Below are 22452 nucleotides of genomic sequence, written 5' to 3'. Positions count from 1 at the left end.
ACTCATTTCCCCAAGGCGCTGCTGGCAGCATCTTCACCGCCAAGACGGCCGGAAGTGAATGAATAGCCGATGCCGACACCGTTACCCACATAGGTATCGTTGAACAACACGCCTTCCGACTCCAGTCCGACAGCGTACAGACCTTTAACAGGCACACGTTTGTCGTTCAACACCTGGAATTGGGTATTGACGAGCAATCCGCCGACAGAGCCCAAGTTGTTGATCTCGGCAATAACGGCATAGTACGGACCGCTTTCTCCCATAGGAAGCAGATAGTCCTTCGCTTTGCCGAATTCAGTATCCACGCCTGTCTTGGTCGCTTCCTGGTATTTGCTGAAGGCATCTGCGAATACAGCCGCGTCCATTCCGGAATTTTTAGCCAACTCTTCAATAGTGCTGCCTTTATAGCCATCTCCATTCTCTACCATGGAGTCAAAGACTTTGTCCGCATCCTTCCAAGGGTTCTCCAGCGTGAACTGCTTCGCAAATGTTGCGTAGAATTCCGGCGGCATTCCCGGCAGACTAGGTGCTTTTACACCATTCATCCCTTTAGCCTTCAAAGCGTCGATCTGTGACTTGGAGACAATCACATAATGATAAGCGCCGTTAAATGCACTCGTATTGGCAGCTGCCACTGCGGTAAGCGTAGCCGCTTCGTCTCTGAATCTCGCCCCGGACGAGCCTACATTCATGAAGTTCGGCAGGTAGGAGAGCATCAGCGGATAGCTGGCCTCAAACGGCTCATATTGTGTCTTCAGCTTCTCTGTTGCTCTGGCCAGCGTCTGGTGCAGCATTTGTCCGCCGAAGTTATCAGGAACCTTGGCCCCGGCAGCCCAGGACATTTCCAGGCCTTCGCCGATATTCTGGCCGAGTCCGCCGTTTACGCCCTCAAACCCGAAGGCTTCCTTAACCATTTCCTTGTTGGCGGCATAACCGCCGGTGGCCATCACAATGCTTTTTCCGGTAATCTCCAGCGTTGTACCGTCTGCCTTCTCGGCTACTACACCGGTCACTTCTCCATTACTGCCTGTAATCAGCTTCTTGGCCGTAGTTTCTGTGATCACCTGTCCGCCTTTTTTCTCCACCGATTCTGCGAGCATAGCCCGGAGCAGGTCCTGGCGGGTCTCGTAGGCCGGAAGCATATGCAGCTGTTCACCTGCGAAATTGATAAAGGTGGTTTTGTAGCCTTTTTGATTCAGCCAATCATAGGTATCCCCGGACTTCGTCACATACTGGCGGATGGCCGCCGCGTCCACACGCCAATGGTTATTGACGATCCAGTCGGAAATTTCTTTCTCCACACTGATCTTAAGCCCGCTGCTGACGGCAGCCGAAGAATTGTAAAATTTACCCGCCCAGGATAAATTGCTCGCTCCGCCGATCGTTGCCGTCTTCTCGATAATAATGACCTTTGCACCTTTATCCGCTGCGGATACCGCCGCAGACACGCCAGAGGCTCCCGCGCCCACAACGACAACATCGGCGGCCAGCTGTTCTGTTTTGCCTTCGCCGGCTTTGGCCACAGTTCTGGATTTGAAGGCTTCCACATTTCCGCCTGCCTGCTTCAGCGCATCCTCAACAGCGGTCAGAATCGCTGTGCTGGATTCGGAAGCGCCGCTGACGGCATCAATGGCCAAGGTTTGGCCGGCTATGATTTCTTCCTTCACTTTATTGATAGCTTCAACGCCGATGCCTGCCGTCTCATTCTGGCTTACGACCTGAATGTCCGTAATCTTTTGAGCTGCGTCCAGTGTAACTTCCACCTGAACCTTGCCGTCTTTGCCATCAGCTTCCGCCTTGTACGTTCCCGCTTTGAAAGAAGCCGGGATTTCATTCGAATCGGCTGTTGGCTGCGTCGCTTCAGGTGATGCAGACGGCTGCTCCGAAGCGGCCGGCTCACTCGAATTGCCGCTGCAGCCTCCGATAATCGACAGGATCATAACCAGGCACAGCGATAACATGAACATTTTGGTGATGGATAACTTGCGCATTGCTTATTTGCCCCCAGTATAGTTTAGTGGCCGTCCTTATTTCTCTCTTCTCGGACCGCCCATGCGTATGTCCAGAGTGTAAACCTTGGTGCAGCACCAAGGTCAATGAATTATATGTGAAACTTTTCTCAAAGTGGGGGGATAGAACGGGCAACCCTCTGCTTTTTGACGCAGCAGTCAGGTTGTCATCCAATGGGCAGGTTTAGATAGGAATATTAATCTCCAGATAGGTTTTGTTCGTTCCGCTCCTTCGTTCCGTAAACAGAATTTTTCCGATAATATCACCCGTGATAGCATAGCGGTGCTCTTCGGCATAATCCAGCATGAATTGAAAAGCACTCCGCTCGATGTACTCTTCACAAGAGGTAGCAATCACCGAAGATATGCAGGTCGCCGGCTGAAGATATTCAACACTTTCATTCAGGCCGACCTCAAGCTTCTCCTGATCGTCCTCCAGCAAAGCCAAGCCCCAGCTGTAATCCAGCTCCGCGCTCCCGTAGATATTCTCCGTATTTTCAATCCGGAAGGAATAGAACGTAAAGGGCAGCAGCTCCATCCAGGCTTGGACCGTTCTTTTCAGGCAATCCTTCTGCAGCAAATGATTTTTGTTCGTCTGTTGGATTCTGTATATTCCCGGAAGATGCTTGATCCGGCACTTATAGAAAGAATGGCCGATCACCTTCAGTTCCTTATGGATCTCATTGATCTTGTTCAGCAGCATCGTGCTGCGCCTGATTTCCGCCTCCAATTGCAGCTGCGCGGCGGCGATCGACTCCACTACCTGCTCCGAAGGCGCATCATTAATCAGCTCGGCGACATCCTGAAGCGGAATCTGCATACTGCGGTACCACCGGCTGGACAACAGATTCCGGGCATCCAAATCATCGAAATAACGGTAGTTGTTATGATGATCCTTCATTGGTCTGACAATATCATGCTTCTCATACAGCCGCAGCGTATCAGCCGTTATCCCCAGAATGGATGCGAACTCCCCGATTGAATATTTCATGAAATCCCCCCAGTTTTGTCGAAATTTATATTTTATATCCTTAATGATAAGGGGTTTTGACGGGAGCCTTTGTGGGTTATATCACATCGCCATATTTCTCACACGCAGAGCGGAACATCGGACTTTTCCAGTCGCCGCCGCCAATAGCATCGTTTATACTAGAATCTACTAGAGAACGCAATCAGCGGAGGAGATTTCATGCCTATGAATCTAACAGAAAAGGTGGCAGCCCTCCCTTTATCGCCCGGAGTCTATCTGATGAAGGACAGCCTCGGCCATATCATCTATGTCGGCAAAGCCAAGCAGTTGAGGAAAAGGGTGCAGTCCTACTTCTACAATTCCAAGGGGCATTCGCCCAAGGTAAACCGGCTGGTCAGCAACATCAGGGATCTTGAATATAGGGTGACCGATACGGAATTTGAAGCCTTTATGCTGGAGTGCCAGCTCATTAAGGAAATTAAGCCGATGTACAATAAAAAAATGAAAAATCCGCTCGCCTACACCTATATCACCATTCGCAATGATACCGCCTACCGGCAGCTCGAAGTGGGCTATGATCCAGGAGAGGCTGAGAACAGCCTATCCTTTGGTCCCTTTACCAGCAGAAGCACGGTGGAACGGGCGGTGCAAGGCATTAAGGAATGTCAGAAGATCCTCTGCAGCAGTCCGCATGCCAAACGAACGCTCTGTCTCAACCATTCTCTGGGCCTATGTATCGGGATGTGTGGAGGCGGAGAAGCGCTGGAGAAATACAATGGCATTATCGACCGGATCATCGCCCTGCTGAATGGAGAGGACACGGCTATCCTTGAGGATCTGGAGCGGCGAATGGATGAGGCGGCCGAGAGATATGATTTCGAGACGGCGGCCAAATATCGCGACTATGTCGGAGCTGTCCAGTCCCTGCTGCAGAAGGAGAAGGTTACCCGCTTCACGTCAGAGAATCAGAACATCGTCGTTCTGGAACCGGTAAACGAACAACTTCTAAAGCTTATTCTGATTAAAGGCAGCCGCATTCTCTTCCGGGCCAAGCTGGAAACCGGACATCCGGATATGGCGCAGCTGCAGGCCGGCATCCAATCCGCTATTGCCGAGACCTTCACCCAGTTGACACCGGAACCGCCGGAAGCGGTCAACCGCCATAAAATTGACGAAGCTCAAATCATCTACAGCTATTTAAAAAGCAATTCCGGCAGCTACATCCTTCTTCCCCAGGAGTTGCTTCATCCAGAGCATCAATCGTCTCTTCGCGGGGCAGTGCGTGAGCTGCTGGAGAATTATTTCGGGCTGTAACAAAAACGGCTGAATGTAATCGTCGGAGTGCATATCGAGATTCGTACGATTTCAGCAGTTACGTCCTCGCCAAAATGGGAAATCTTAAATTCAATCTATAGGAGGAAAACAATTGAATCTCAAAAGAACTTATACCTTACTAGCAGCAACTCTTCTACTTCTTCTACTGGCAGGATGCAGCAGCGGCAATGCCGAACCCGTCACTATGGAGCCGGATACTTTCTCCAAGCAGGACATGGCCATCTACAAGGCGGTTAACAGCAAGGAACGCGTCAGCTACGGCATGAGCCGCAAGAATGCGGAGAAGGTGCTGGGGACCGGAAATAAAGGGATTCCGAATTCGTATACATATGATCCTGGAGTGAGCGTGATCTACAGGGATGATAAGGTCGTATCCATAGCGCTGCGGAAAGAATCTCAAGGGGTATATAGAACTGCCCGGGGAGCTGAAGCCGGCATGAGCCATGCGGGTATTAAAAAGTTATATGGAGAGAAATACGCGATAGAGAATGCTGAGAATTATATGGATTATTACTACGATACAGAAACACGTCAACTTGTGAAAAGTTCTGTACAGGAGTTGAATTCGCTCTCGGGGGAAGCGCTCAGAGGCATACATATGATTTCAACAGTCTATGATGAGGAAGGAAAGGCCACGATAATCATACTGATGGATATGCAGGCAGCCACTACTATGAAATAGTTCCTTGAGAAGGAATACACAGATACAGAAACTAACAATTATTATAATAACTTCCGATTAAATAATGTATTACATTATTTAGGAGGTTGGTATGAGCGATTTTTTCCAGGATTTTAAGCTGTTCGAGAGCAATGCGGAAGAATTTCATATTTTGACACCAGAGTACATCTATTCAGAGATTGGGAAAGAGCATGAAGCACTTGTCGTCCAAGCACTTGCGAGAGGAGAGGATTTTCCGGCAGAAGTCCGTCATGGAAAAATATTTTCAATCGGGGATATTGAATCCGTGTCCTCGAACAAAAAGGGAATGTTTACGAATATTGTAACTAGATCTAGTTTCGGAAAAACAGAGACTGACTTTATCGTAATTACGGATCCCGACATTCGCGAAGATTTCATCAGGTTATTACACATACATATGGGTAGTGAATATAAATTTAACAAAAAGCAGCTAACAAGCGTCACAGCTTCCTTAAAGCCCTTATTTTATGTGCTAATAATTCTGGGGGTAGGGGCTGTTATGACTCAACTTTCAATCAATGCTCAAACTGAACCTATTGAGGAAGGTCGCATTTTGAAAGCTAGGGTTCGTGTTCTTTATTATTTACTGGGCCTGATTAACCCCGTCTGGGTAATGGTTTTTACCGGGATTGCCTTGTTCATTGCACTTGTAATCGTCATTCGCAGAATTGCAAATCCGCCACATATTATCCAAATCAAGCCTGCTAAAAGAAGGGTAGCTTATTTGGCCAGATTTCGATGAACTGTTGAGTTAACTAACTATGCAGGTATACGGCATGGCATTGCAGCCCTGTATTCAAAAAAGAGTCTGCCCTCCGGTTATGACCGGCGAGGGCAGACTCTTCTTATATTCAGCCAGCCTGATCATTGACAGGCTGGCTTTGTGCGGTTCAGGCCAGTGTTTACGCCTTCGCACCGTTCAACATTTCACTTACGCCTTCGCTAAGCGTCGTGAGCGGACGCTGCAGCAGCTTCCCGAAATCGTCGCTCTCGATGTCCAAAGCACCTTCGCGGATCGCGGCTTGAATCGCGACCACAATCGGGAGCGCTGCTTCCGGCACGCCCGCTCCGGCCATAACACTGGAGTAGGTGGCATCATCCACCTGCTGCACAGCAACGTCCTTGCCCAGCACGCTGCCGACTGTTGCAGCCAGCTCTGCCTGGGTTGCCGGCTTGCCGGACAATTCGTACACGGCGTTCTCTGTACCTTCGCCAGCCAAAACAACGGCTGCTGCCTCTGCATAGTCGCGGCGGGTAGCCCAGCCAACCTTGCCTTCGCCGGCCGAGGTCAGCCAAGGGGCTCCGGCTTGAACGGCTTGAATGGAGCCGATCTCATTCTCCAGATACCAGTTGTTGCGCAGGAAGGCATAAGGAATGCCTGACTCAATAATGAATTGTTCCGTTGCACGGTGCACCGGAGCGAGGAACAGGGTACTATTGTCGGCATGGCCAACGCTGGTGTACACGATGTAACCTACACCTGCCCGCACAGCGGCATCAACTGCTGCCTTGTGCTGGCGGATCCGGGTATCATTGTCGCCGTCTGCTGATACGATCAGCAGACGGTCCACACCGGCAAACGCCGCATCCAGCGTCTCGGGCTGGTCGAAATCACCATGACGGACGTCGACTCCATGAGCGCGCAGGCTCTCAGCCTTCTCCGGGTTTCTTACACTGGCTACAATCTTCTCAGCCGGTACGGATTTCAGCAAGGTTTCTGCCACGATCGAACCAAATTGTCCTGTTGCTCCTGTTAATGCGATTGTCATGTCAATTCCTCCATTTGGATATATTTATTTGAATGCCATACTGTATTTCATGCTGTGTTGAAGTTTTATTGATCCTGTAACTATTGTAGTTACATGTAGACAAAATGTCAAATATATTGTTTCCAGCCTTTATTATTTGCAAAAAAAAGGGAACTACTCCGCTTTTATAGCGTCTGTATAAATAAATACCGAAGACTAATGCTTTCGAAGTGAGTTTTGTACAAAGCCGATTCAAGGATGTTATGCTCACAAAACTTATAGGAGGTTATTCATGAACAAGCTGATTGTTTATTCGTTGGCTGGAATCTTAACAATTGGAATTATGGCATCTTGTGGAGATAAATCCGGCACAAATGCTGCATCGCCAGCGGTGAATGCTGAAACTGAGATTTCGGCATCCCCTCAGGCAACGGCTCAACCAACCGCACAAGCGACTGATCAGCCCGCAACTACCCCTCAGCCCAGTCAGGGGACTTTTACTACAGGTGTGTTTGTAGATTTAGATACGATCGAAGATCCCTTATTTAACAAGGAGATTAAGAATCTATTGAATACAACATTGGAAGCCTTGGCTAATAAAAAGGAGGAGGCCTTCCGCAGCGTGTTCAAAGACAGTCAGTCCGCGGATGCATTTATGTATTTGTTCGGGAGAGATTATTACTTTGATACCATAGGTACCGTTGAGCAAGATAAAGAAGGAAGAGTAATCGTAGAAATTAGAGGGAAAGTTAAAGACAGCGGTGAAATAAAAGAGCCTAATTCGTTCTACTATTTCATGAAGGACGCGGACAATCACTGGAGTTTGCGGGCGATTGATTAATCGCCCGGCTCCCGTGCCCGCCAAATGACCGGCGGGCACGGGGAGTGATCTTTTAGAACGGAGAGCGGATTATGCACTGACCGTTTTGAAATAGCGGTACACCTGCTGAAGCTTCTTCGCGTGCTTGCCCCGCGGGCTCTCCATGCTGCCGAACTCGAAGAATTTCACCTTGCGGATACCCACGTAGTTAAACAGCGCTTTACGCATCAGGGCTTTGTGCGAATTATTCAGCCACAGCAGCGGATAATGCGCCGGACCTTTCATGCTGGATACACATACCACCGATTTCCCCTTCAGCAGCCCTTCCGGCAGAAGCCCGCCCTTATCCTTGTACGCAAATCCCGAAGCAAACATCTGATCAATATAGCCCATGAGCATTGCGGGAGGCCGTCCCCACCAGATCGGGTAGACCAGCACGATTTGGTCCGCCCAGATCAGCTGTTCCCTATACTTTGCCAATGCCGGATCACTGTGCATATCCCTCCTGCGTTTGTGCTCATTAAAGACCAGCACCGGGTCAAAACCCTCCTCATATAAATCCAGCACCTTAATTTCCTTGATCTTGCCATTCTCCTTGCTCCCCTGGATCACTTCCTGCAAAAAAGCATAGCTGAGACTCTTGTGATTCGGATGTGTATAGATAACCAGTGTGTTCATATACGTTGCCCCTTTACTTATCATTTGATAACAAAAGAGTAACACATCCCAATTTTAGTTGTCAAATGATAATTGTATTTTGATAATTATTTTGCTATGGTGTCATGTAGAGGTGATCCTATGGACCAGAATAATTTATTCCAGAAATTTGTGACTTTCACCACCGCTGTCCATCAAATAACAAGCGATATTTCCAAAGACGTGAAATCCGAGGCGCTAACGCCTGTTCAGTATAAAATTCTTGAATACATTGCCGTCAGCCAGCCCGTCACGCTCAGCGAAATCAGCGAATGCATGCATATGTCCATGCCCAACACGAGCCGTGAGCTGAAGAAATTAAGCGAAAAACATCTATGTCACAAAATCACCGATCCCGCCGACCGGCGCAAGCAGGGCATCACCCTCTCTCCTGAAGGCGAAACCATGATGAACGAGGCCTTCCTGCACATCGCCGTCCGGTTTGCTGACCGCCTCGCACATGTTACAGCAGAGGAACGCAAAGAGATCGAGCACGCGCTCGATCTGCTGCAGGAGAAAGTATTTTATTGAGCGGAAGTTTCGTTACCAACATTTAACACAAAACCATTTCGGCTTGTCATCGTCCAACTGTATAGAATCAAATCTATCAGTAAGGTGATGAATACATGACAAAAAGCAAAACTGTACTATTCTCTTTATTGGGCCTGTCTCTCTTCTACTCGGCTTCTGCTCATGCAGACACGGTGACCCAGACGCAAATCACGCCGAAGAAGATCTCCATCTATTTGGATGACAGGCAGCTCCAAGCCGAGGTTCCGCCGGTAAGCCTACGTGGCGCTGTGCTGGTTCCAATGCGCGGACTGTTCGAAGAACAAGGGGCCAAGCTCAATTGGAATAACACGGCAAAGATCGTTACTGCCACCAAGGGTGACAAGAAGCTAACCTACCGCATCGGGGATACCACCGCCCAGTTGAACGGGCAATCGCTCCAGCTGGATGTTCCCGGTCAAATTACAGATGGCTACACTTTGATTCCACTGCGCTTCGTCAGCGAAGCCCTCGGAAGCAGCGTAACATGGGAGCCGGTTACCCAGTCAGTGCGGATCTTTTCTCCAATAACCTATGAGACCTCCATCCTCTGGGGTGTCAACTTGCGGAGTGCCCCGGACGCCCAAAGCGGCTCCGTCCAGTCAGAAATGCTGCCCAGCGGTGCGAAGGTTCATGTGATCCGTGAGGTTAACGCTTTATGGCTGGAAGTGCGGACCGGAGACAACCAAAGAGGGTACATATCGGCGAAACCGAAATACAGCGATTATACCAGTGCTTCTCTGCTGGATAAGCAGGCCGATGCGCTGATATCTTACGGAAAGACCTATCTAGGCACCCCGTATGAATTCGGGGCTTCTCCGGATCAGACGAAAACCTTTGACTGCTCTTCGTTTGTGAAGCGATTATTCCGGGACACCCTGTCCATTGAGCTTCCGCGCGTATCCTACGACCAGGCCAAAGAGGGCAAGAAAGTCGGCATCGACTCCTTGCGTAAAGGTGATTTGCTGTTCTTCAGCGCACGCGGTCTCGATATCGGCCATGTGGCCATCTATGCCGGAAACAATCAGATTTTGCATACCTATTCCAAAGACCTGAATGTTCACGTTGAAGCCTTTGACGGCCAGTGGAGAAAACGGTTTGTGACTGCCCGCAGAATTCTATAGAACAATTAACAACCCCTCCAAGGCGCATGAATTAGATCCTTACTGCGCCCTTTGAGGGGGTGTTGTCTTTTCGCCGTTGGCAGCACTAAGCGAACAAAGCCCCCTAAGTGGCGAATAAGCTGGTTCACGTTCACTTGAGATCACGCCAACGGGACCTCTATTATCATTCAACCACTTATTATCCTCTAGCCCGCATATGGTGAACTCAAGTGCATCTTTACCTCTCATTCCGCCATCTGGCCCGCATAAGGCCAATTCAAACGCATCTTTACCCTTCATTCCGCTTTAGCAACTTGCAGCGGATGTAAGGTTGCTTTTCGTGCAATATTCCTCACAGTGTTCACCATAACGCGAGCAGAAAGACAACGCGCCTACGTATCACCAAGTTTATCTACAACCTTTCAGCGTGCACAATTTATACAACAAAAAGCGCCTTTACAGAAGCTTTACAGCTGCTAAATCAAGACTGTGGGTGGCACCATTCCAGCCATTTTCTTCATTCCAAATGAATTTATCTCTTGCAGGTGACGTTGCGTCACCCGTTATACTTGAAGTAATGATTGTTATTCTGCCGCAAAGTTGAGGTGATGGACAGGATGCACAAAGGCTTAACCACCGGACAAATCTCGCGGATAACCGGGGTGACCGTCAGGGCGCTGCGGTATTATGACCGGATCGGACTGCTGAAGCCCTCCCATTTCGAAGGAGATACCCGCCTGTATAACGAGGAGGATATCGCCAGGCTCCAGAAGCTCTCGGTGCTTAAATTCATTGGGCTTTCCCTGGAAGAAATGAGCATCGTGATGGAGATCGGCAGCGGGAGTGATCTGCGCAGCGCTCTACAGCTTCAGAAGCAGCTTATCCGCCAGAAAATAGATCATATGGAGAGCGTGGTCCAGGCCATCGACGCCTCCATGGACTATATGGAGCAACAGGAGCAGGCAGCGGACTGGGAAGAGCTGGCCCGGATCATCCACATGATCCGCACGGAAAGGGATTGGGGCAGGCAGTATCAGAATGCCGCCCGGCTGCAGGCGCGAACCCGGCTGTATGATCAGTTCAGTACGAATCCGCAAGGGTGGCACAGCTGGTTCTTTGAATACATGCTGGAGGCAACACAGGAACTGCGTTCATCCTCTACCCTTCCTTTGCGGGTGCTGGATATCGGCTGCGGCGATGCGGCTCTTTGGGTTCGAAACCGGGAGCGGATTCCGCCCCGCATGGAGATCACGCTTGCTGATGCCTCCCCGGGGATGCTGGAAGCTGCGCGCAGCGCACTTGGGGCAGGGACCGGAAGATTTCAGTTCCGCCAAGCCGATGTTATGGCCATGCCTTTTGCGGATAACGAATTTCAGATCGTGATTGCCAATCACATGCTGTACCATGTGGAGCAATTGACGCCGGCATTCGCGGAAATCTCCAGAGTGCTTAGCCCCCGGGGAAGCTTCTTCGCCTCCACGATGAGCAGCCGGCACTTACGGGAGATGGAAGAACTCGCCCGCGAATTCGATCCAGCCCTCCGGGTACTGGATGACACACTGGAACAATTCAACCTGGATAATGGCGCAGAGCTGCTTCAGCCCTGGTTCCCGGCTGCACGGGTTGAACGTTATCCTGATTCTCTTGTTGTGACGGAAACCGGTCCGCTGATTAGCTATATGACCTCTACACCCATGAATGCGGGCAAGGTGCTGAAGGGTGAGACGCTGGAACAATTTATGGCTTTTGTAGAGCGTAAGATGGCGGACCAGGGAAGCCTGGTCATTGCCAAGGATATGGGCGTGTTTACATGCCGCAAACTATGACGGAGCGGCTGGATCCAACAAAAAAAGGAGGCTTCATCTATGAACCCTAACGTGCGGATCAAGCAAATTGACCTGCTATCAGACAACTGGTATACATTGAAGAAATACACCCTGGATTACCGGAGCGGCGACGGGACCTGGGAAGAGCAGCAGCGCGAGGCTTATGACCGCGGCAACGGCGCGGCCATTCTGCTCTACAACCGCAAGAAGCAGACGGTTGTCCTGACCCGGCAATTCCGTCTTCCTACCTATATTAACGGCAATGCATCCGGCATGCTGATCGAAGCCTGCGCCGGACTGCTGGATCAGGACAGCCCGGAAGAATGCATCCAGCGCGAAGCCGAGGAGGAAACCGGATACCGCCTGTCGGAGGTGCACGGCATCGGCGGAGTGTATATGTCGCCGGGCTCGGTAACGGAAATGCTGCATTTATTCGTCGCGGAATATTCCGACGAGATGAAGACGGGACGGGGCGGCGGACTGGATGAGGAACAGGAGAACATCGAAGTGTTGGAGCTTCCGTTTGCCAAAGCGATGGAGCTGGTGGAGAGCGGTGAGATCAGGGATGCCAAGACCATTCTTTTGCTGCAGCATGCGAAGCTTCACCGGCTGGTCGAACCGGAGGAGCCGAAACCACTGCACATCCTCATTGCCGGTCCCTATCGCTCGGGAACCGGAGACGATCCGGCATTAATTGCAGCTAATCTGCAAGCCATGAATGAAGCTGCCTTGCTGGTGTACAGGCTCGGCCATCTGCCGGTGCTGGGCGAGTGGTATGCATTGCCGCTGATGGAGGCGGCAGGCTCAACAGCCATCGGCGACGAGGTGTTCAATGAGATGTTCCACCCCTCCTCCGTGCGGCTGCTCGGCCATTGCGATGCCGTCCTGCGGATTGGCGGGCCTTCCCAAGGCGCTGATGAAATGGTGCTGATTGCCAAGGAGAGCGGGAAAAGAATCCTGTATGGGTTAGAGAATGCGATCACTTCCTTAAGCCATATGTAAGATGCTGTCCCCCTAAAGCCTACAGTTTCTTGGCGAACTCATTCAGCTTCTCGGACATTCCCTGAATCTCATCAATGAACGCGGACATCTGCTCGGAGGACTCCGCCTGCTCCTGAATAATTGAGGCAATTCGTTCAATGGAAGTTCCCATTTGCGACGTTGCCTCTTTGAACGACAGCAATGTGCCTTGAATCCGTTTGGTAGAATTCACGGTTTCATTCGACAGCTTGCGAATTTCACCCGCGACAACACCGAATCCTCTGCCTTTATCTCCGGCATGGGCGGCTTCGATAGCCGCATTAATGCCGAGCAGGTTCGTCTGGCTGGCAACATTCTTGATAATGGAGACCACCTGATCAGTCTCGTTCACCTGCTCCCCGGTGCGGAGTGCAAGCTCCAGCAGCTGTTGGGTGAAACCCGCCAGCTCATTGGAACTTTCCGCTACCTCACCAAGCCTTGCGGCGGCCTGGGTGAGCGAGCTTGAGATTTGATCCGATATCTTCCTCAGCTCACTCTGACGCCTCAGCTGCACGGCTATCCCCCCGATGACCTGTCCCTCCCGGTCATGAAGCGGCGTAGCCGTCCCCGTGAACTCAAACCCGTAAAACTCCGCAGGCACCTCGGCTCTCAGCGGGATATTGCTCTGAATAACCCCAGTCAGCGGCTCTTCCGGATGCAAAGATTGCCCTACTTTAATATTCAGATTAATATCCTCCCCCGGCCAATAAGCAATGAATTTCTCCAGATCGCATATTGCGATAGACAGGTCCGCCGGAACGGCCGCTTTGAGCACCGGAATTAACGCTACAATATTCTCAAGTGAATCCACCTTATTCATTTTCTATATCCCCCTAATTGCTAGACCCGGGCTCAATACAAATACTGCTCCCAAGCTTTATTCATCCTTACTTTTAATATATCGAATTTTCATTAGTTTTTTTTTAATTATTAAGCTCTACCGATCCCAATCATGTGTACAAGAATGAAAGACATCATGCTTGATAAGCTGCTCCGGGTTTAAGAAAAAAAATAATGTGGTAATAATTGAGAGGCTGATTAGACCGTGAAATGATACGAGGAGGGACTACGAACATGAAAGAGACGAATTCATCAGGTGCTCTTCCTGATAATGAGTTACACCCGTCCGGCCTTGCTGCGCAAGCGGTAAATGCCATCGAGGATCTGTCCGGCGTCCATCCCGGTTACCGCCGCACCGCCTATGCTGATTCCCTTCAGAGACGCAGCAGGGAATTATAAATCTGTGCCCTCTACAACAAAGCACAAAGAAGCGTCAGAGACACCCTTTGGGGCTTCGGCGCTTCTATTTATTCCTTAATGATCTTTATTGTAAGTTGGCCTGGTCAGCGTGAGCGAAACCTCGCTCCCGTCCATGAATCCGGCCTCTACACATAACTCCACCAGTTTATGCACTCCGTTATATTGCTGACGGTTGCGCCGGTCAATTTTGACCATTGCTTCCACTGTAACCTCCTTCAGCTTCTCCACACTGTTCTGCTCCAGGGCTTGCACCAGCTCTTTCATCTTATCCAAATAATACACCGTGGTTCTAAGCGTTCGAATCAGCATGATTTGCCTTGCGTGTACCGGAGTGTACAGGCGGTAGCCGTTCTCCGGATTTCTCTCCGGGGACAGCAGACCTTCCTTCTCCCAATGCCGGATGGCGGAGGTCTGCACATTCGTGATAGCCGCCACTTCTCCGATGCTCATCTTATGCTTCATTCCTTTGCCCATAACCGGATGGAGTCCGGGATCCTGCAGCAAAGCAAGCGTTCTGCCCGCGGTGACTTTCTCTTCCTGCAACCGGGCCTGCTCGGCGCTTACCAGCCATAAGGCAGTGTCCAGCTCCCCTTTCTGAATATGGCGAAGCACCTCATAGGTCAGCGGGTAGCCAAAGCCGGGAACCATGGACCGAAGACAACGGAAATACGCCATATGCAGCCCGGTGTACAACCGGTAGCCGTTCGGAGCCCGTTCCGGTGGCGGAACCACGCCCCAAGCCTCGTAATGTCTTAATGCACTGGTGCTGATGCCAAGCGCCTTGGCAATTTCAGCCGGTTTGTAAATAACCATCTGCCGTTCACCTCTCTGCATACCTGATAATTGTAACAGTAGCAAAACACTCCTGTGATGGCAAACCTTCAATCATAACCTTAAAGTGTTCTGATAGCCTTCGGGAATAATTTAACCTATGGGGGCAAGGGGCCTTCTGCTAAAGCTTCTCTCTTGCATCAATGTTGTATATTGGTTGGTGTAATAGATTATGCAGTAACAAATAGCTGAAATGGAGGGCTGATCATGCTTACAGCAAAATTGCATGATGGAAGTGAAATTGAGGTCGTAATTACGGGTGAAGGACCGAACCTGCTGCTGCCGGTTAATCCGTATCCTGTTGTAGGTCCCCAGGCAGCGAAAATGCTCAAATGGGGGGCCGATCCGGCATTGGGACGTTCACTGATCGACGCGCTCAGCAGCGGTAAATACCGGGTTATTGCCTTTGACTATGAAGGGCATGTCCAGAGCAAGCCGAAGCCGGATACGCTGACACCCGCCAACATTGCCAAGGACTTTCTGTCCATTGCCGATGCTGCGCAAGCGCCGCATTTCGCCTATTACGGCTACTCTTGGCTGGCGCTTAGCGGACTGCAGCTGGCTCTTCGTACAGACCGCATCACCGCGCTTGTCATGGGAGGGTTCCCTCCCATCGGCGGACCCTACAAGGAGATGCTACGGGTAACGAAGGCTACGCATGAGCTGTCTCAAGCCTCACATCAGCATCCGGCCCCTTCGCCGGAGAGCCAGAGCGAAACCTGGGATGACTTCGACTGGTCCACGGTGGAAGTCACCCTGACCGAAGCCCAGACGCGGCAATTCGTCACGTTGTATAAGGCACTGCAGCCATTCGATGACCGTGCCGCGCAAATCGCGCTCAGCTGTCCCCGGATGTGCTTTGCGGGTGCTGCCGATACTATTGATTATGATGAACGCTGGGGAGGTGTGAGGGTCGACATCGCCGGGCCTTTTCTCCGGGAGCGTGAAGAACTCGAAGCGCTGGGCTGGAAGGTATCGGTGCTGCCGGAGCTCGACCATACCGGGGCCATGCAGGCGTCACACGTCCTGTCCATCCTGCTTCCCTGGCTTAACTCCAAGCTGCTGTAGCCATGCGGAAATAAATGATTTGAGCGTAGGATCAAAGCCGGTATTTTCGGGTAAAGGTATGCAACGAATCCTATATCAGCTGGACAGAAAGGATGTTGTGCATGCAGCAGGCTATGATTATCATTAATCCCTCCTCCGGCAAGGAGGACGCGCTCGAATATATTAGTCAGGCAGAAGAAATTCTACAGAATAACGGATACATGGTTACGGTCAATGAGACGGCAAAAGAAGGCGACGCTACACGCTTCTGCATTACTGCATGCCGGGAAGGTTATGAGCTGGTCGTTTCCATCGGCGGCGACGGCACGCTCCATGAAGTCATTAACGGTATGATTGATCAGGAGCACCGCCCGCGGCTGGGTATAGTTCCGCTTGGAACGGTCAATGATTTTGCCCGCGCCTTGCAGGTTCCCCTGGATCCCGGACAGGCCATCGCTGCACTCACATCCTCCAGGATTCAACCAGTCGATGCCGGCCGCCTAAATGACCGGTTATTCGGAAACGTCGTCGCCGCCGGTTCACTCGCCGAAACGCTGTCAGGCGTATCGTCAGATGACAAATCAAGGCTGGGAGCCTTTGCCTATTTCAAGGAAGGCTTCAAAGAGCTTGCCGGAAGCGGCAACCCGGCTCATTCCTTGACCATCCAGTATGATGGCGGGATATGGGAAGGCGAATCTCCGCTGTTCGTCGCCGCACTTACCAACTCCGTAGGCGGATTCGAAAAGCTGGCGCCGGGTGCTCAAGTTGACGATGGCCTGCTTCACTGCTTTATCATCAAAGACCTCAATATCTTCAATACGCTTACAGTCAGCATCTCTTTGCTGCTGGGCAACCTGAAGGATCATAAGGATGTCATTTATTTCACGGCCAGCCATGTCACCGTAAGCTCGCCCGCCCCCGTCCGGACCAATGTGGATGGCGAAGAGGGCCCGGCTCTGCCGATCCGGTTAAGCACTCTTCCCCGTTATGTTCAGGTAATCGTGCCTGAAGAGGAGTAGCGGACACTCCCAGGGGAAATACCCTCTCCCCCTCCTCATACTCCAGGCTTATACTGGTTTAATTTCCCTTCGTAAATCAACTGCAGCCGGTCGCTCTGCCGAAAATCATCGGGCGTAACGAGCGCTGGAAGCTTGTTCCATAGCTTGATGCCGGAACGGTCCAGAATTTCCGCAACAAATTGTGAGCAAAAGTAGGAGTTGCTGAATTCGACCGGCTCCTTCAGCGCAATACCGATAACACCGAGGATATTATATAGATACTTCTGCTGGCTGCGGATAAAGATGTGCAGCACGCGTTTCATTTTCTCCACCTCGCGGTCCGTGACCTGAAGCTCGTAGATGACGCATGTTGTATTCGGATATTTGCTGAATGTGCCTGTCTGAATATCCTCCTTCACAAATCCGCCGTTCAGGGGATTGCTTGGATGTTTTCTCCCGAAGCTGTACATTTCCGAAAGCCCGCGGTCAAAAGCAATCGAGGCGTGATTATACGGCGCTTTCGTGTAGCCTTGAATGAGCTTCGTAAATAACGTGCCGGTATTCGTAAGCAGGATAAAGACCGATTGATTACCTGTCATTTACAAAATTTCCCCTTATCAAGTTTGGAAGTTTCCTTCATAATAACATATGATTCCTTTAATGGAATCCTACCCTGCGACAAGTTGGTGATAGCTATAGACCGCTCCTTATTAACATTAGTGCTTATTTTCGCTGCCCTTTCGGCCATCCATTTAATTTATGTTGTAGTGAGCAGACTCCAGAAGAACAAGGACTATACCGGCATCGGCTTCCGCATCAAAACCTGGTGGGGCATGCTCCTTATCTTCTGCCTGGCCACCTTGTTCAATCCGGTCGTCTCGCTGCTGTCGCTGATGGCGCTCACTTTCTTCGCCCTAAAGGAATATTTCTCGATGATCCGGACCCGAAAAGCCGACCGCCGGCTGTTCCTCTGGGCATACCTGGCGATTCCTTTGCAGTTCTATTGGATTTATATTGAGTGGTACGGGATGTTTATCGTCTTCATTCCCGTGTATGTATTTCTGCTCCTGCCGCTCCCGCGGCTGATCAACAAAGGCACGCTCGGCTTTCTGCGCAGCGTCAGTTCTACCCAATGGGGACTTATGCTGATGGTGTTCGGACTTAGCCATCTGGCCTACTTTCAATTTGCCACCCCGGAATACGGAGCCGGACTCGTCCTGTTCCTGGTCGTATTAACCCAGCTTAATGATGTCATACATTATCTGGCCTCGATCTATTTCGGCAAACACAAGGTGGTTCCGACCGCCAACCCCAACCTGACCTGGGAAGGGTTCATCTGCGCATTTGTGGTAACAACAGGGGTATCCTATCTGATCTATCCCTACCTGACGCCGCTTAACCCGACCTTCGGACTTTTGTCCGGCATGCTGATCAGTCTCAGCGGTTACTTCGGCAGCTTAACGGTTTCTGTGCTGAAACGGGATTTGCTGATCGGAGATGATGACAAGTTCGATGCGCTCAAAAAAAGCTATTTAAGCCGGGTCGACAGCCTGACTTACACCTCGCCGGTCTTCTTCCATGTCATCCGATATTTCTTCGATTTCATGTAGGGGGAACAGCAAGCAGCACGCCTCCGCTGACCGGAGACGTGCTGCTTGCTGCATTGTACTACCTGCTTTTACTGCTGAACTTCGCCCTCAGCTCCGGCCGGTGGAGTACCTCCTCCGCCAAATCCGCCTTCAGGTCTCGTTCCGCCGCCTCGGCCGCCACCCATGCCGCCGCCCATACCGCTCGTGGCAGTGGTTACTCCGGATTCATTCAACCAGGTTACGCTGCTGGAGATGTCGAAGGATACCACTTCGGTACCTCCGCTATAAGTGCCGTCAGTGTACAGGCCATCGACTGCCGTACCTGTCGAGCTTCCGCCGGTGGAGAGGGTATACGACCCGCCTTCTTTAAGATCCGGCGAGCTGATGACTACTGATCTGTAGCTCTTCGATGGAGCGAACGTAGCAATCGTATTGCCGTCGCTGTCCTGCAGATGAACCAGTTGGCTAGCCTCCTGCGAATCCGTGAACGTCATGGCGATCGAGTATTGGCTGGATGCATCACTTGGAGCCTGAAGCATACCCGCACTTCCCGCTACTACCAGATAACCGCCGGTGATCTCGAAGGTTCCGTCATAATCCAAAGAGCCATTGCCATCAGCAGTTGGACCATTGGTGATCACAGTACCTCCTGTCATCACGACCGATCCGTTCGAATCCAATCCGTCCCCTGCAGCATCAACGGTTAGTGTGCCTCCGCTAATCGTGAGCAGGTTGTTGCCGGAGCTGGTGAACTGATCCTGTCTCTGTGTTCCTTCCGCAGAATTATCGTCATTGCCTCCGGCAACATTCACACCGTCATCGGACGCAGTCACATCAATCTCACCGCCTGAAATGGTGATATTCGCACCTTCAATTCCTTCATAGCTCTTTGTAATATTAACGGTTCCACCCGACAGGCTTGTCAGGCTGTCCGCATGAATACCGTCATCTCCTGCAGCAATCTGGAGTTCTCCATCTGTGATGGAGACATTGCTGTTACTGTGCACCGCATCATCGGCGGAATCAATCGTGAAGCTTCCGCCGTTCACCGTAAGATCTCCTCCGGCTTTCAGCCCTTTAGCGCTCGTGGATTCGGTTTCTGTTGCAGCTGCCGTATCAGCGGATGCCGCTGACGTGTCACTCGTTGCAGTCGTTGCAGTAGTCGCAGCGGTTCTAGCGGTTGCAGCAGGTTCCGTTGCCTGATCTGCCGGTGCCTGACCCGAACCCGTACCGGCTGCGGGAGCCTGAGTACCTCTCATACCGCCACGGCCGCCGCCCATTCCCATGCCTCCTCCTTGGTCTCCTGTCTTCACTTCGGCGTTAGCATTGCCGCCGCCCGTCAGAAGGTTAAATGTCCCTCCATCAGCAACCAGCGTTGTCTCGGCCTGGATTCCGTCGTTGCCGGCCACAATATCAAACGTTCCGGCCGTAATGGCAATGAATCCTTTGTCGGCATCCTCATCGTTAGTGGATTTGATCCCGTCACCCTCGGCATTAATAGTAATCGTGCCGTCTTGAATGGCGATCAGATCTTTGCCGACAATTCCGTCATCGGCTGCCTGCACTTCAATCGTGCCCGACACAATCTTCAGGTCATCCTTGCTGGTGATTCCGTCCTTGTAGCTGGCGGTAACCGACAGCTTGCCTGTTCCGTTAATCGTCAGATCTGCCTTGCTGAAGATAGCCGCACTTGGCTCGTCGGTAGTGTCATCAGCCAAGATATAGGTCGTGCCGTCGGTAATCTTGTTATCCGTACCGTCCTGCAGGGTCATAATGACCTTGCCTGCTTCCTTAATGTAGACCGGTGCGCTGCTGCTGTTGTGAAGCGTAACGCCGTTCAGCACCAGATGAACACTTCCTTTATCCTGAACATCAATAATGATTTGCCCTTCATTCAGCGTTCCGCTGACAACATAAGTACCTGCCGCTGTAATGGTCACTATTCCCCCGGAGGCTGCTGCGCCTGAACCGCTAACGGTTGCGCCCGTTCCATTCAGCGCTATCGCGGTGGAGCTGTCCGCGCTCCATGCTATAGCGGTATCTTCTTCGTCAAAGGTAACCTGATCCGCTGCCTTGACACTTGCCAGCTGTACACTGGAAGCCGTTGTGCTCTGCGCGGATGCCGTCGTTACGGCTGCTGATGTTGCAGGGGTCGAGGCCGATTGTGTTGCGGAACTGGTTGTGCCGCAAGCGGACATTACAGCAGCGAGCAACAGCACCAGCCCTACTTTACTTCCCATGATAAATTTATTCATATCAATCAATCCCTTCATTCTTTTAGTATTCTGTGAGAGTCGGGCTCATCGTCAGTGACAGATCCAGGTTGCCGTTGCGGCAGCGGATTGCATCCAGCAGTTCCTTCTGGCTCGTGTGCTCATCAATCGTCACGGCGTAGACCAGTTCATATAAGCTGCCAAGCTCAGTGGTACGGATCTTTTTCAGTTCATAAGCGACATTGAATTTGGCAAAAACCTCTGCGAAAGCTTCCTCGTAACCCAGGTTCTCGGGAATGGTCACTTTCAGCGTTTTTTGCATTGTTTTTCTAACACCAAAACCTGTGCGGTTCAGGATAGACATAATAATGCAGAGAATAATGGTAAATAGTGCAGCGTAACCGAATGCGCCTACGCCGCAGGCAAGGCCGGAGGCCATGGTGAACAGGACAAAGGTGATATCCTTAGGATCACCTGGCGCGCTTCGGAAGCGGATGATCGAGAACGCCCCGGCCAAGCTGAAGGCTCTGGCGACATTGCTGCCGATCAGCAGGATGATGATAGCCACAATGACCGGCAACAGCACCATCGTGAGCGTGAAGCTTTGCGAATATCCCGTCGGGCTTGTTTTCATATAGGTCAGACTAATAATCGCGCCTAGGGCGATAGCGGTCAGGATGGTTAAAATGGCGTTTGTGAACGTTAATTCTGTACTCGTCAGAGCCGCCGAAAAGAGGTTATCAAGCATACAGGACACTCTCACTTTCTGTTTTACTGTTTCTCAGCATTTTTTTATATTCATTGCCGTATTTGGAGAAGCTCGTGCGGTACATTTGGTGCTCAGAGAGCATTTTGGAGAGCCAGACCGGGATCGTTTTTTCCGCCTTCACTTCCATCAGCCATTGGCCCGGTTCCATCAGCGGTTCGCCGTGAGTGCCATGCTCCATCTTGAGATCGTAACGCCGGCTGCGGATATTCGTGTCGAACGTGATGCGGAGATCGCGGTTATTTTTGCAGAACATCGCTTTGCGGTCATAGGACAGATACACCATGGGCTGCAGATCATATCGTGTCAGGAAGTATTTGATTTCCTCAATAACCTGCTTGTTCATGTAATCCTTGTATTCCGGTTCGACTCCTGTGCGGACAAAATCATATGCCTCGTGCAGTGTCAGCGAAGTTCTTCTTTTGTTGACCAGGCCGAACACCTTTTTCTTAATCTCCAGATACACCTTCGTCTCTCCACTTGGTATCCCGTAAGCTCTTAACCTAAGCTTTTCCTTGTATTTCGGTTTAGCCAGGCTGTTGCGGATCAGCGTATGGTGCGCCGTGTCATAATACAGATTGGTGATGGAGTAATATTCATGCTGCTTGTTGTAATCGTCAGGCTCCATATATTGAAGCAATTCATTGTAAAGGTGGAGGTAGGCTTCATTGTCGAACAAATACTTGTTCTCATATCGGTTGAAAACTTCGATCGCCATGGGGGTCAGATCCTTTCTTATTCGAGTATTTCGTGTGTCCCGCTTGCTTATGAATGTATCTTAGTCCCCGAACCTTTAGTGAAGCTTAAATGGTTTTACACAGGTTTGATTTTTTTACACAGGCTTAACAAAAGGGTACATAGCGGCGTTTGCTATATATGAAGAAAGAGATTCCATTAAGGTTCGCTAAAGGTAATCTTGTTATAATGGCGTAAGCAGCAAGCACACAATTTATGCAGAGGATGTTTAAC

General features: G+C 50.9%; 22 protein-coding genes. 12 read left to right on the top strand and 10 right to left on the bottom strand.

The window, feature by feature from the left end:
- Positions 1 to 2 precede the first annotated feature (2 nt).
- On the bottom strand, positions 3 to 1991 hold the full coding sequence (locus tag NYE29_RS11345) for an FAD-binding protein (protein ID WP_340896023.1): 1989 nt from the start codon (positions 1989 to 1991) through the stop codon (positions 3 to 5).
- Between the two features lie 202 nt (positions 1992 to 2193).
- On the bottom strand, positions 2194 to 3000 hold the full coding sequence (locus tag NYE29_RS11340) for a MerR family transcriptional regulator (RefSeq protein WP_340896022.1): 807 nt from the start codon (positions 2998 to 3000) through the stop codon (positions 2194 to 2196).
- A 204-nt stretch (positions 3001 to 3204) separates the two neighbouring features.
- Between NYE29_RS11340 and NYE29_RS11335 the strand changes: the two genes are divergently transcribed.
- From NYE29_RS11335 to NYE29_RS11325, 3 genes are all read left to right on the top strand, one after another.
- Positions 3205 to 4293 carry a UvrB/UvrC motif-containing protein gene (locus NYE29_RS11335; RefSeq protein WP_340896021.1) on the top strand — a complete coding sequence of 363 codons (1089 nt, stop codon included), beginning with the start codon at positions 3205 to 3207 and terminating at the stop codon, positions 4291 to 4293.
- Between the two features lie 112 nt (positions 4294 to 4405).
- On the top strand, positions 4406 to 4996 hold the full coding sequence (locus NYE29_RS11330; RefSeq protein ID WP_340896020.1) for a hypothetical protein: 591 nt from the start codon (positions 4406 to 4408) through the stop codon (positions 4994 to 4996).
- A gap of 91 nt (positions 4997 to 5087) precedes the next feature.
- Entirely contained in the window at positions 5088 to 5759 is a 672-nt protein-coding gene (locus NYE29_RS11325) for a hypothetical protein (protein ID WP_340896019.1), read from the top strand.
- 160 nt (positions 5760 to 5919) lie between these two features.
- Here the strand turns inward: NYE29_RS11325 and NYE29_RS11320 are convergent, their stop codons facing one another.
- On the bottom strand, positions 5920 to 6786 hold the full coding sequence (locus NYE29_RS11320; protein ID WP_340896018.1) for an SDR family oxidoreductase: 867 nt from the start codon (positions 6784 to 6786) through the stop codon (positions 5920 to 5922).
- Between the two features lie 271 nt (positions 6787 to 7057).
- On the opposite strand from NYE29_RS11320, the gene NYE29_RS11315 reads away from it, so the two are divergent.
- The gene (locus NYE29_RS11315) at positions 7058 to 7606 is read left to right on the top strand and encodes a hypothetical protein (protein WP_340896017.1); all 549 of its coding nucleotides are present in this window, start codon (positions 7058 to 7060) and stop codon (positions 7604 to 7606) included.
- Between the two features lie 69 nt (positions 7607 to 7675).
- Here the strand turns inward: NYE29_RS11315 and NYE29_RS11310 are convergent, their stop codons facing one another.
- Positions 7676 to 8263 (bottom strand): NAD(P)H-dependent oxidoreductase, encoded by a 588-nt coding sequence (locus tag NYE29_RS11310; protein ID WP_340896016.1) that lies wholly within the window; start codon positions 8261 to 8263, stop codon positions 7676 to 7678.
- Between the two features lie 120 nt (positions 8264 to 8383).
- Here NYE29_RS11310 and NYE29_RS11305 point away from each other — a divergent pair, with 120 nt between their 5' ends.
- The 4 genes from NYE29_RS11305 to nudK all read left to right on the top strand — a co-directional run bounded on the left by NYE29_RS11305 (position 8384) and on the right by nudK (position 12761).
- Entirely contained in the window at positions 8384 to 8812 is a 429-nt protein-coding gene (locus NYE29_RS11305; RefSeq protein ID WP_076113526.1) for a MarR family winged helix-turn-helix transcriptional regulator, read from the top strand.
- Positions 8813 to 8907: 95 nt separating this feature from the next.
- The gene (locus NYE29_RS11300) at positions 8908 to 9954 is read left to right on the top strand and encodes a stalk domain-containing protein (RefSeq protein ID WP_340896015.1); all 1047 of its coding nucleotides are present in this window, start codon (positions 8908 to 8910) and stop codon (positions 9952 to 9954) included.
- Positions 9955 to 10550: 596 nt separating this feature from the next.
- A complete protein-coding gene (locus NYE29_RS11295) occupies positions 10551 to 11759 on the top strand; it encodes a MerR family transcriptional regulator (protein WP_340896013.1) in 1209 nt (402 codons plus the stop codon).
- Positions 11760 to 11798: 39 nt separating this feature from the next.
- On the top strand, positions 11799 to 12761 hold the full coding sequence (nudK, locus tag NYE29_RS11290) for a GDP-mannose pyrophosphatase NudK (protein WP_340896012.1): 963 nt from the start codon (positions 11799 to 11801) through the stop codon (positions 12759 to 12761).
- A gap of 19 nt (positions 12762 to 12780) precedes the next feature.
- On the opposite strand, the gene NYE29_RS11285 is transcribed toward nudK, so the two are convergent.
- Complete coding sequence (locus tag NYE29_RS11285) at positions 12781 to 13599, bottom strand: methyl-accepting chemotaxis protein (protein ID WP_340896011.1); 819 nt, start codon at positions 13597 to 13599, stop codon at positions 12781 to 12783.
- 254 nt (positions 13600 to 13853) lie between these two features.
- Between NYE29_RS11285 and NYE29_RS11280 the strand changes: the two genes are divergently transcribed.
- On the top strand, positions 13854 to 14018 hold the full coding sequence (locus tag NYE29_RS11280; protein ID WP_179091845.1) for a hypothetical protein: 165 nt from the start codon (positions 13854 to 13856) through the stop codon (positions 14016 to 14018).
- A gap of 75 nt (positions 14019 to 14093) precedes the next feature.
- Here NYE29_RS11280 and NYE29_RS11275 read toward each other — a convergent pair whose 3' ends face one another.
- Positions 14094 to 14852 (bottom strand): MerR family transcriptional regulator, encoded by a 759-nt coding sequence (locus NYE29_RS11275; protein WP_076113531.1) that lies wholly within the window; start codon positions 14850 to 14852, stop codon positions 14094 to 14096.
- A gap of 225 nt (positions 14853 to 15077) precedes the next feature.
- Here NYE29_RS11275 and NYE29_RS11270 point away from each other — a divergent pair, with 225 nt between their 5' ends.
- Both NYE29_RS11270 and NYE29_RS11265 read left to right on the top strand, forming a co-directional pair.
- On the top strand, positions 15078 to 15938 hold the full coding sequence (locus NYE29_RS11270; RefSeq protein WP_076113532.1) for an alpha/beta fold hydrolase: 861 nt from the start codon (positions 15078 to 15080) through the stop codon (positions 15936 to 15938).
- Between the two features lie 101 nt (positions 15939 to 16039).
- Entirely contained in the window at positions 16040 to 16936 is an 897-nt protein-coding gene (locus NYE29_RS11265) for a diacylglycerol/lipid kinase family protein (RefSeq protein WP_076113533.1), read from the top strand.
- Positions 16937 to 16971: 35 nt separating this feature from the next.
- Here NYE29_RS11265 and NYE29_RS11260 read toward each other — a convergent pair whose 3' ends face one another.
- Positions 16972 to 17514: a hypothetical protein gene (locus NYE29_RS11260; RefSeq protein WP_076113534.1), complete on the bottom strand. Its 543-nt coding sequence runs from the start codon at positions 17512 to 17514 to the stop codon at positions 16972 to 16974.
- A 96-nt stretch (positions 17515 to 17610) separates the two neighbouring features.
- Between NYE29_RS11260 and NYE29_RS11255 the strand changes: the two genes are divergently transcribed.
- Positions 17611 to 18525, top strand: coding sequence for a phosphatidate cytidylyltransferase (locus NYE29_RS11255; protein ID WP_038601130.1), 915 nt, complete (start codon positions 17611 to 17613; stop codon positions 18523 to 18525).
- 68 nt (positions 18526 to 18593) lie between these two features.
- Here the strand turns inward: NYE29_RS11255 and NYE29_RS11250 are convergent, their stop codons facing one another.
- The 3 genes from NYE29_RS11250 to NYE29_RS11240 are packed head-to-tail and all read right to left on the bottom strand — an operon-like array spanning position 18594 to position 22201.
- Positions 18594 to 20777 (bottom strand): carbohydrate-binding domain-containing protein, encoded by a 2184-nt coding sequence (locus NYE29_RS11250; RefSeq protein WP_340896009.1) that lies wholly within the window; start codon positions 20775 to 20777, stop codon positions 18594 to 18596.
- Positions 20778 to 20781: 4 nt separating this feature from the next.
- Positions 20782 to 21465 (bottom strand): DUF4956 domain-containing protein, encoded by a 684-nt coding sequence (locus NYE29_RS11245; protein ID WP_076113536.1) that lies wholly within the window; start codon positions 21463 to 21465, stop codon positions 20782 to 20784.
- A complete protein-coding gene (locus NYE29_RS11240) occupies positions 21458 to 22201 on the bottom strand; it encodes a polyphosphate polymerase domain-containing protein (protein ID WP_076113537.1) in 744 nt (247 codons plus the stop codon). The genes NYE29_RS11245 and NYE29_RS11240 overlap by 8 nt, the downstream gene beginning before the upstream one ends.
- Positions 22202 to 22452 lie beyond the last annotated feature (251 nt).

Source organism: Paenibacillus sp. FSL M7-1046 (genome assembly GCF_038007405.1).
Lineage (GTDB): Bacteria > Bacillota > Bacilli > Paenibacillales > Paenibacillaceae > Paenibacillus_AQ.
Note: the sequence above shows the minus strand (reverse complement) of the source record. Positions and strands in the feature narration are given on the sequence as shown.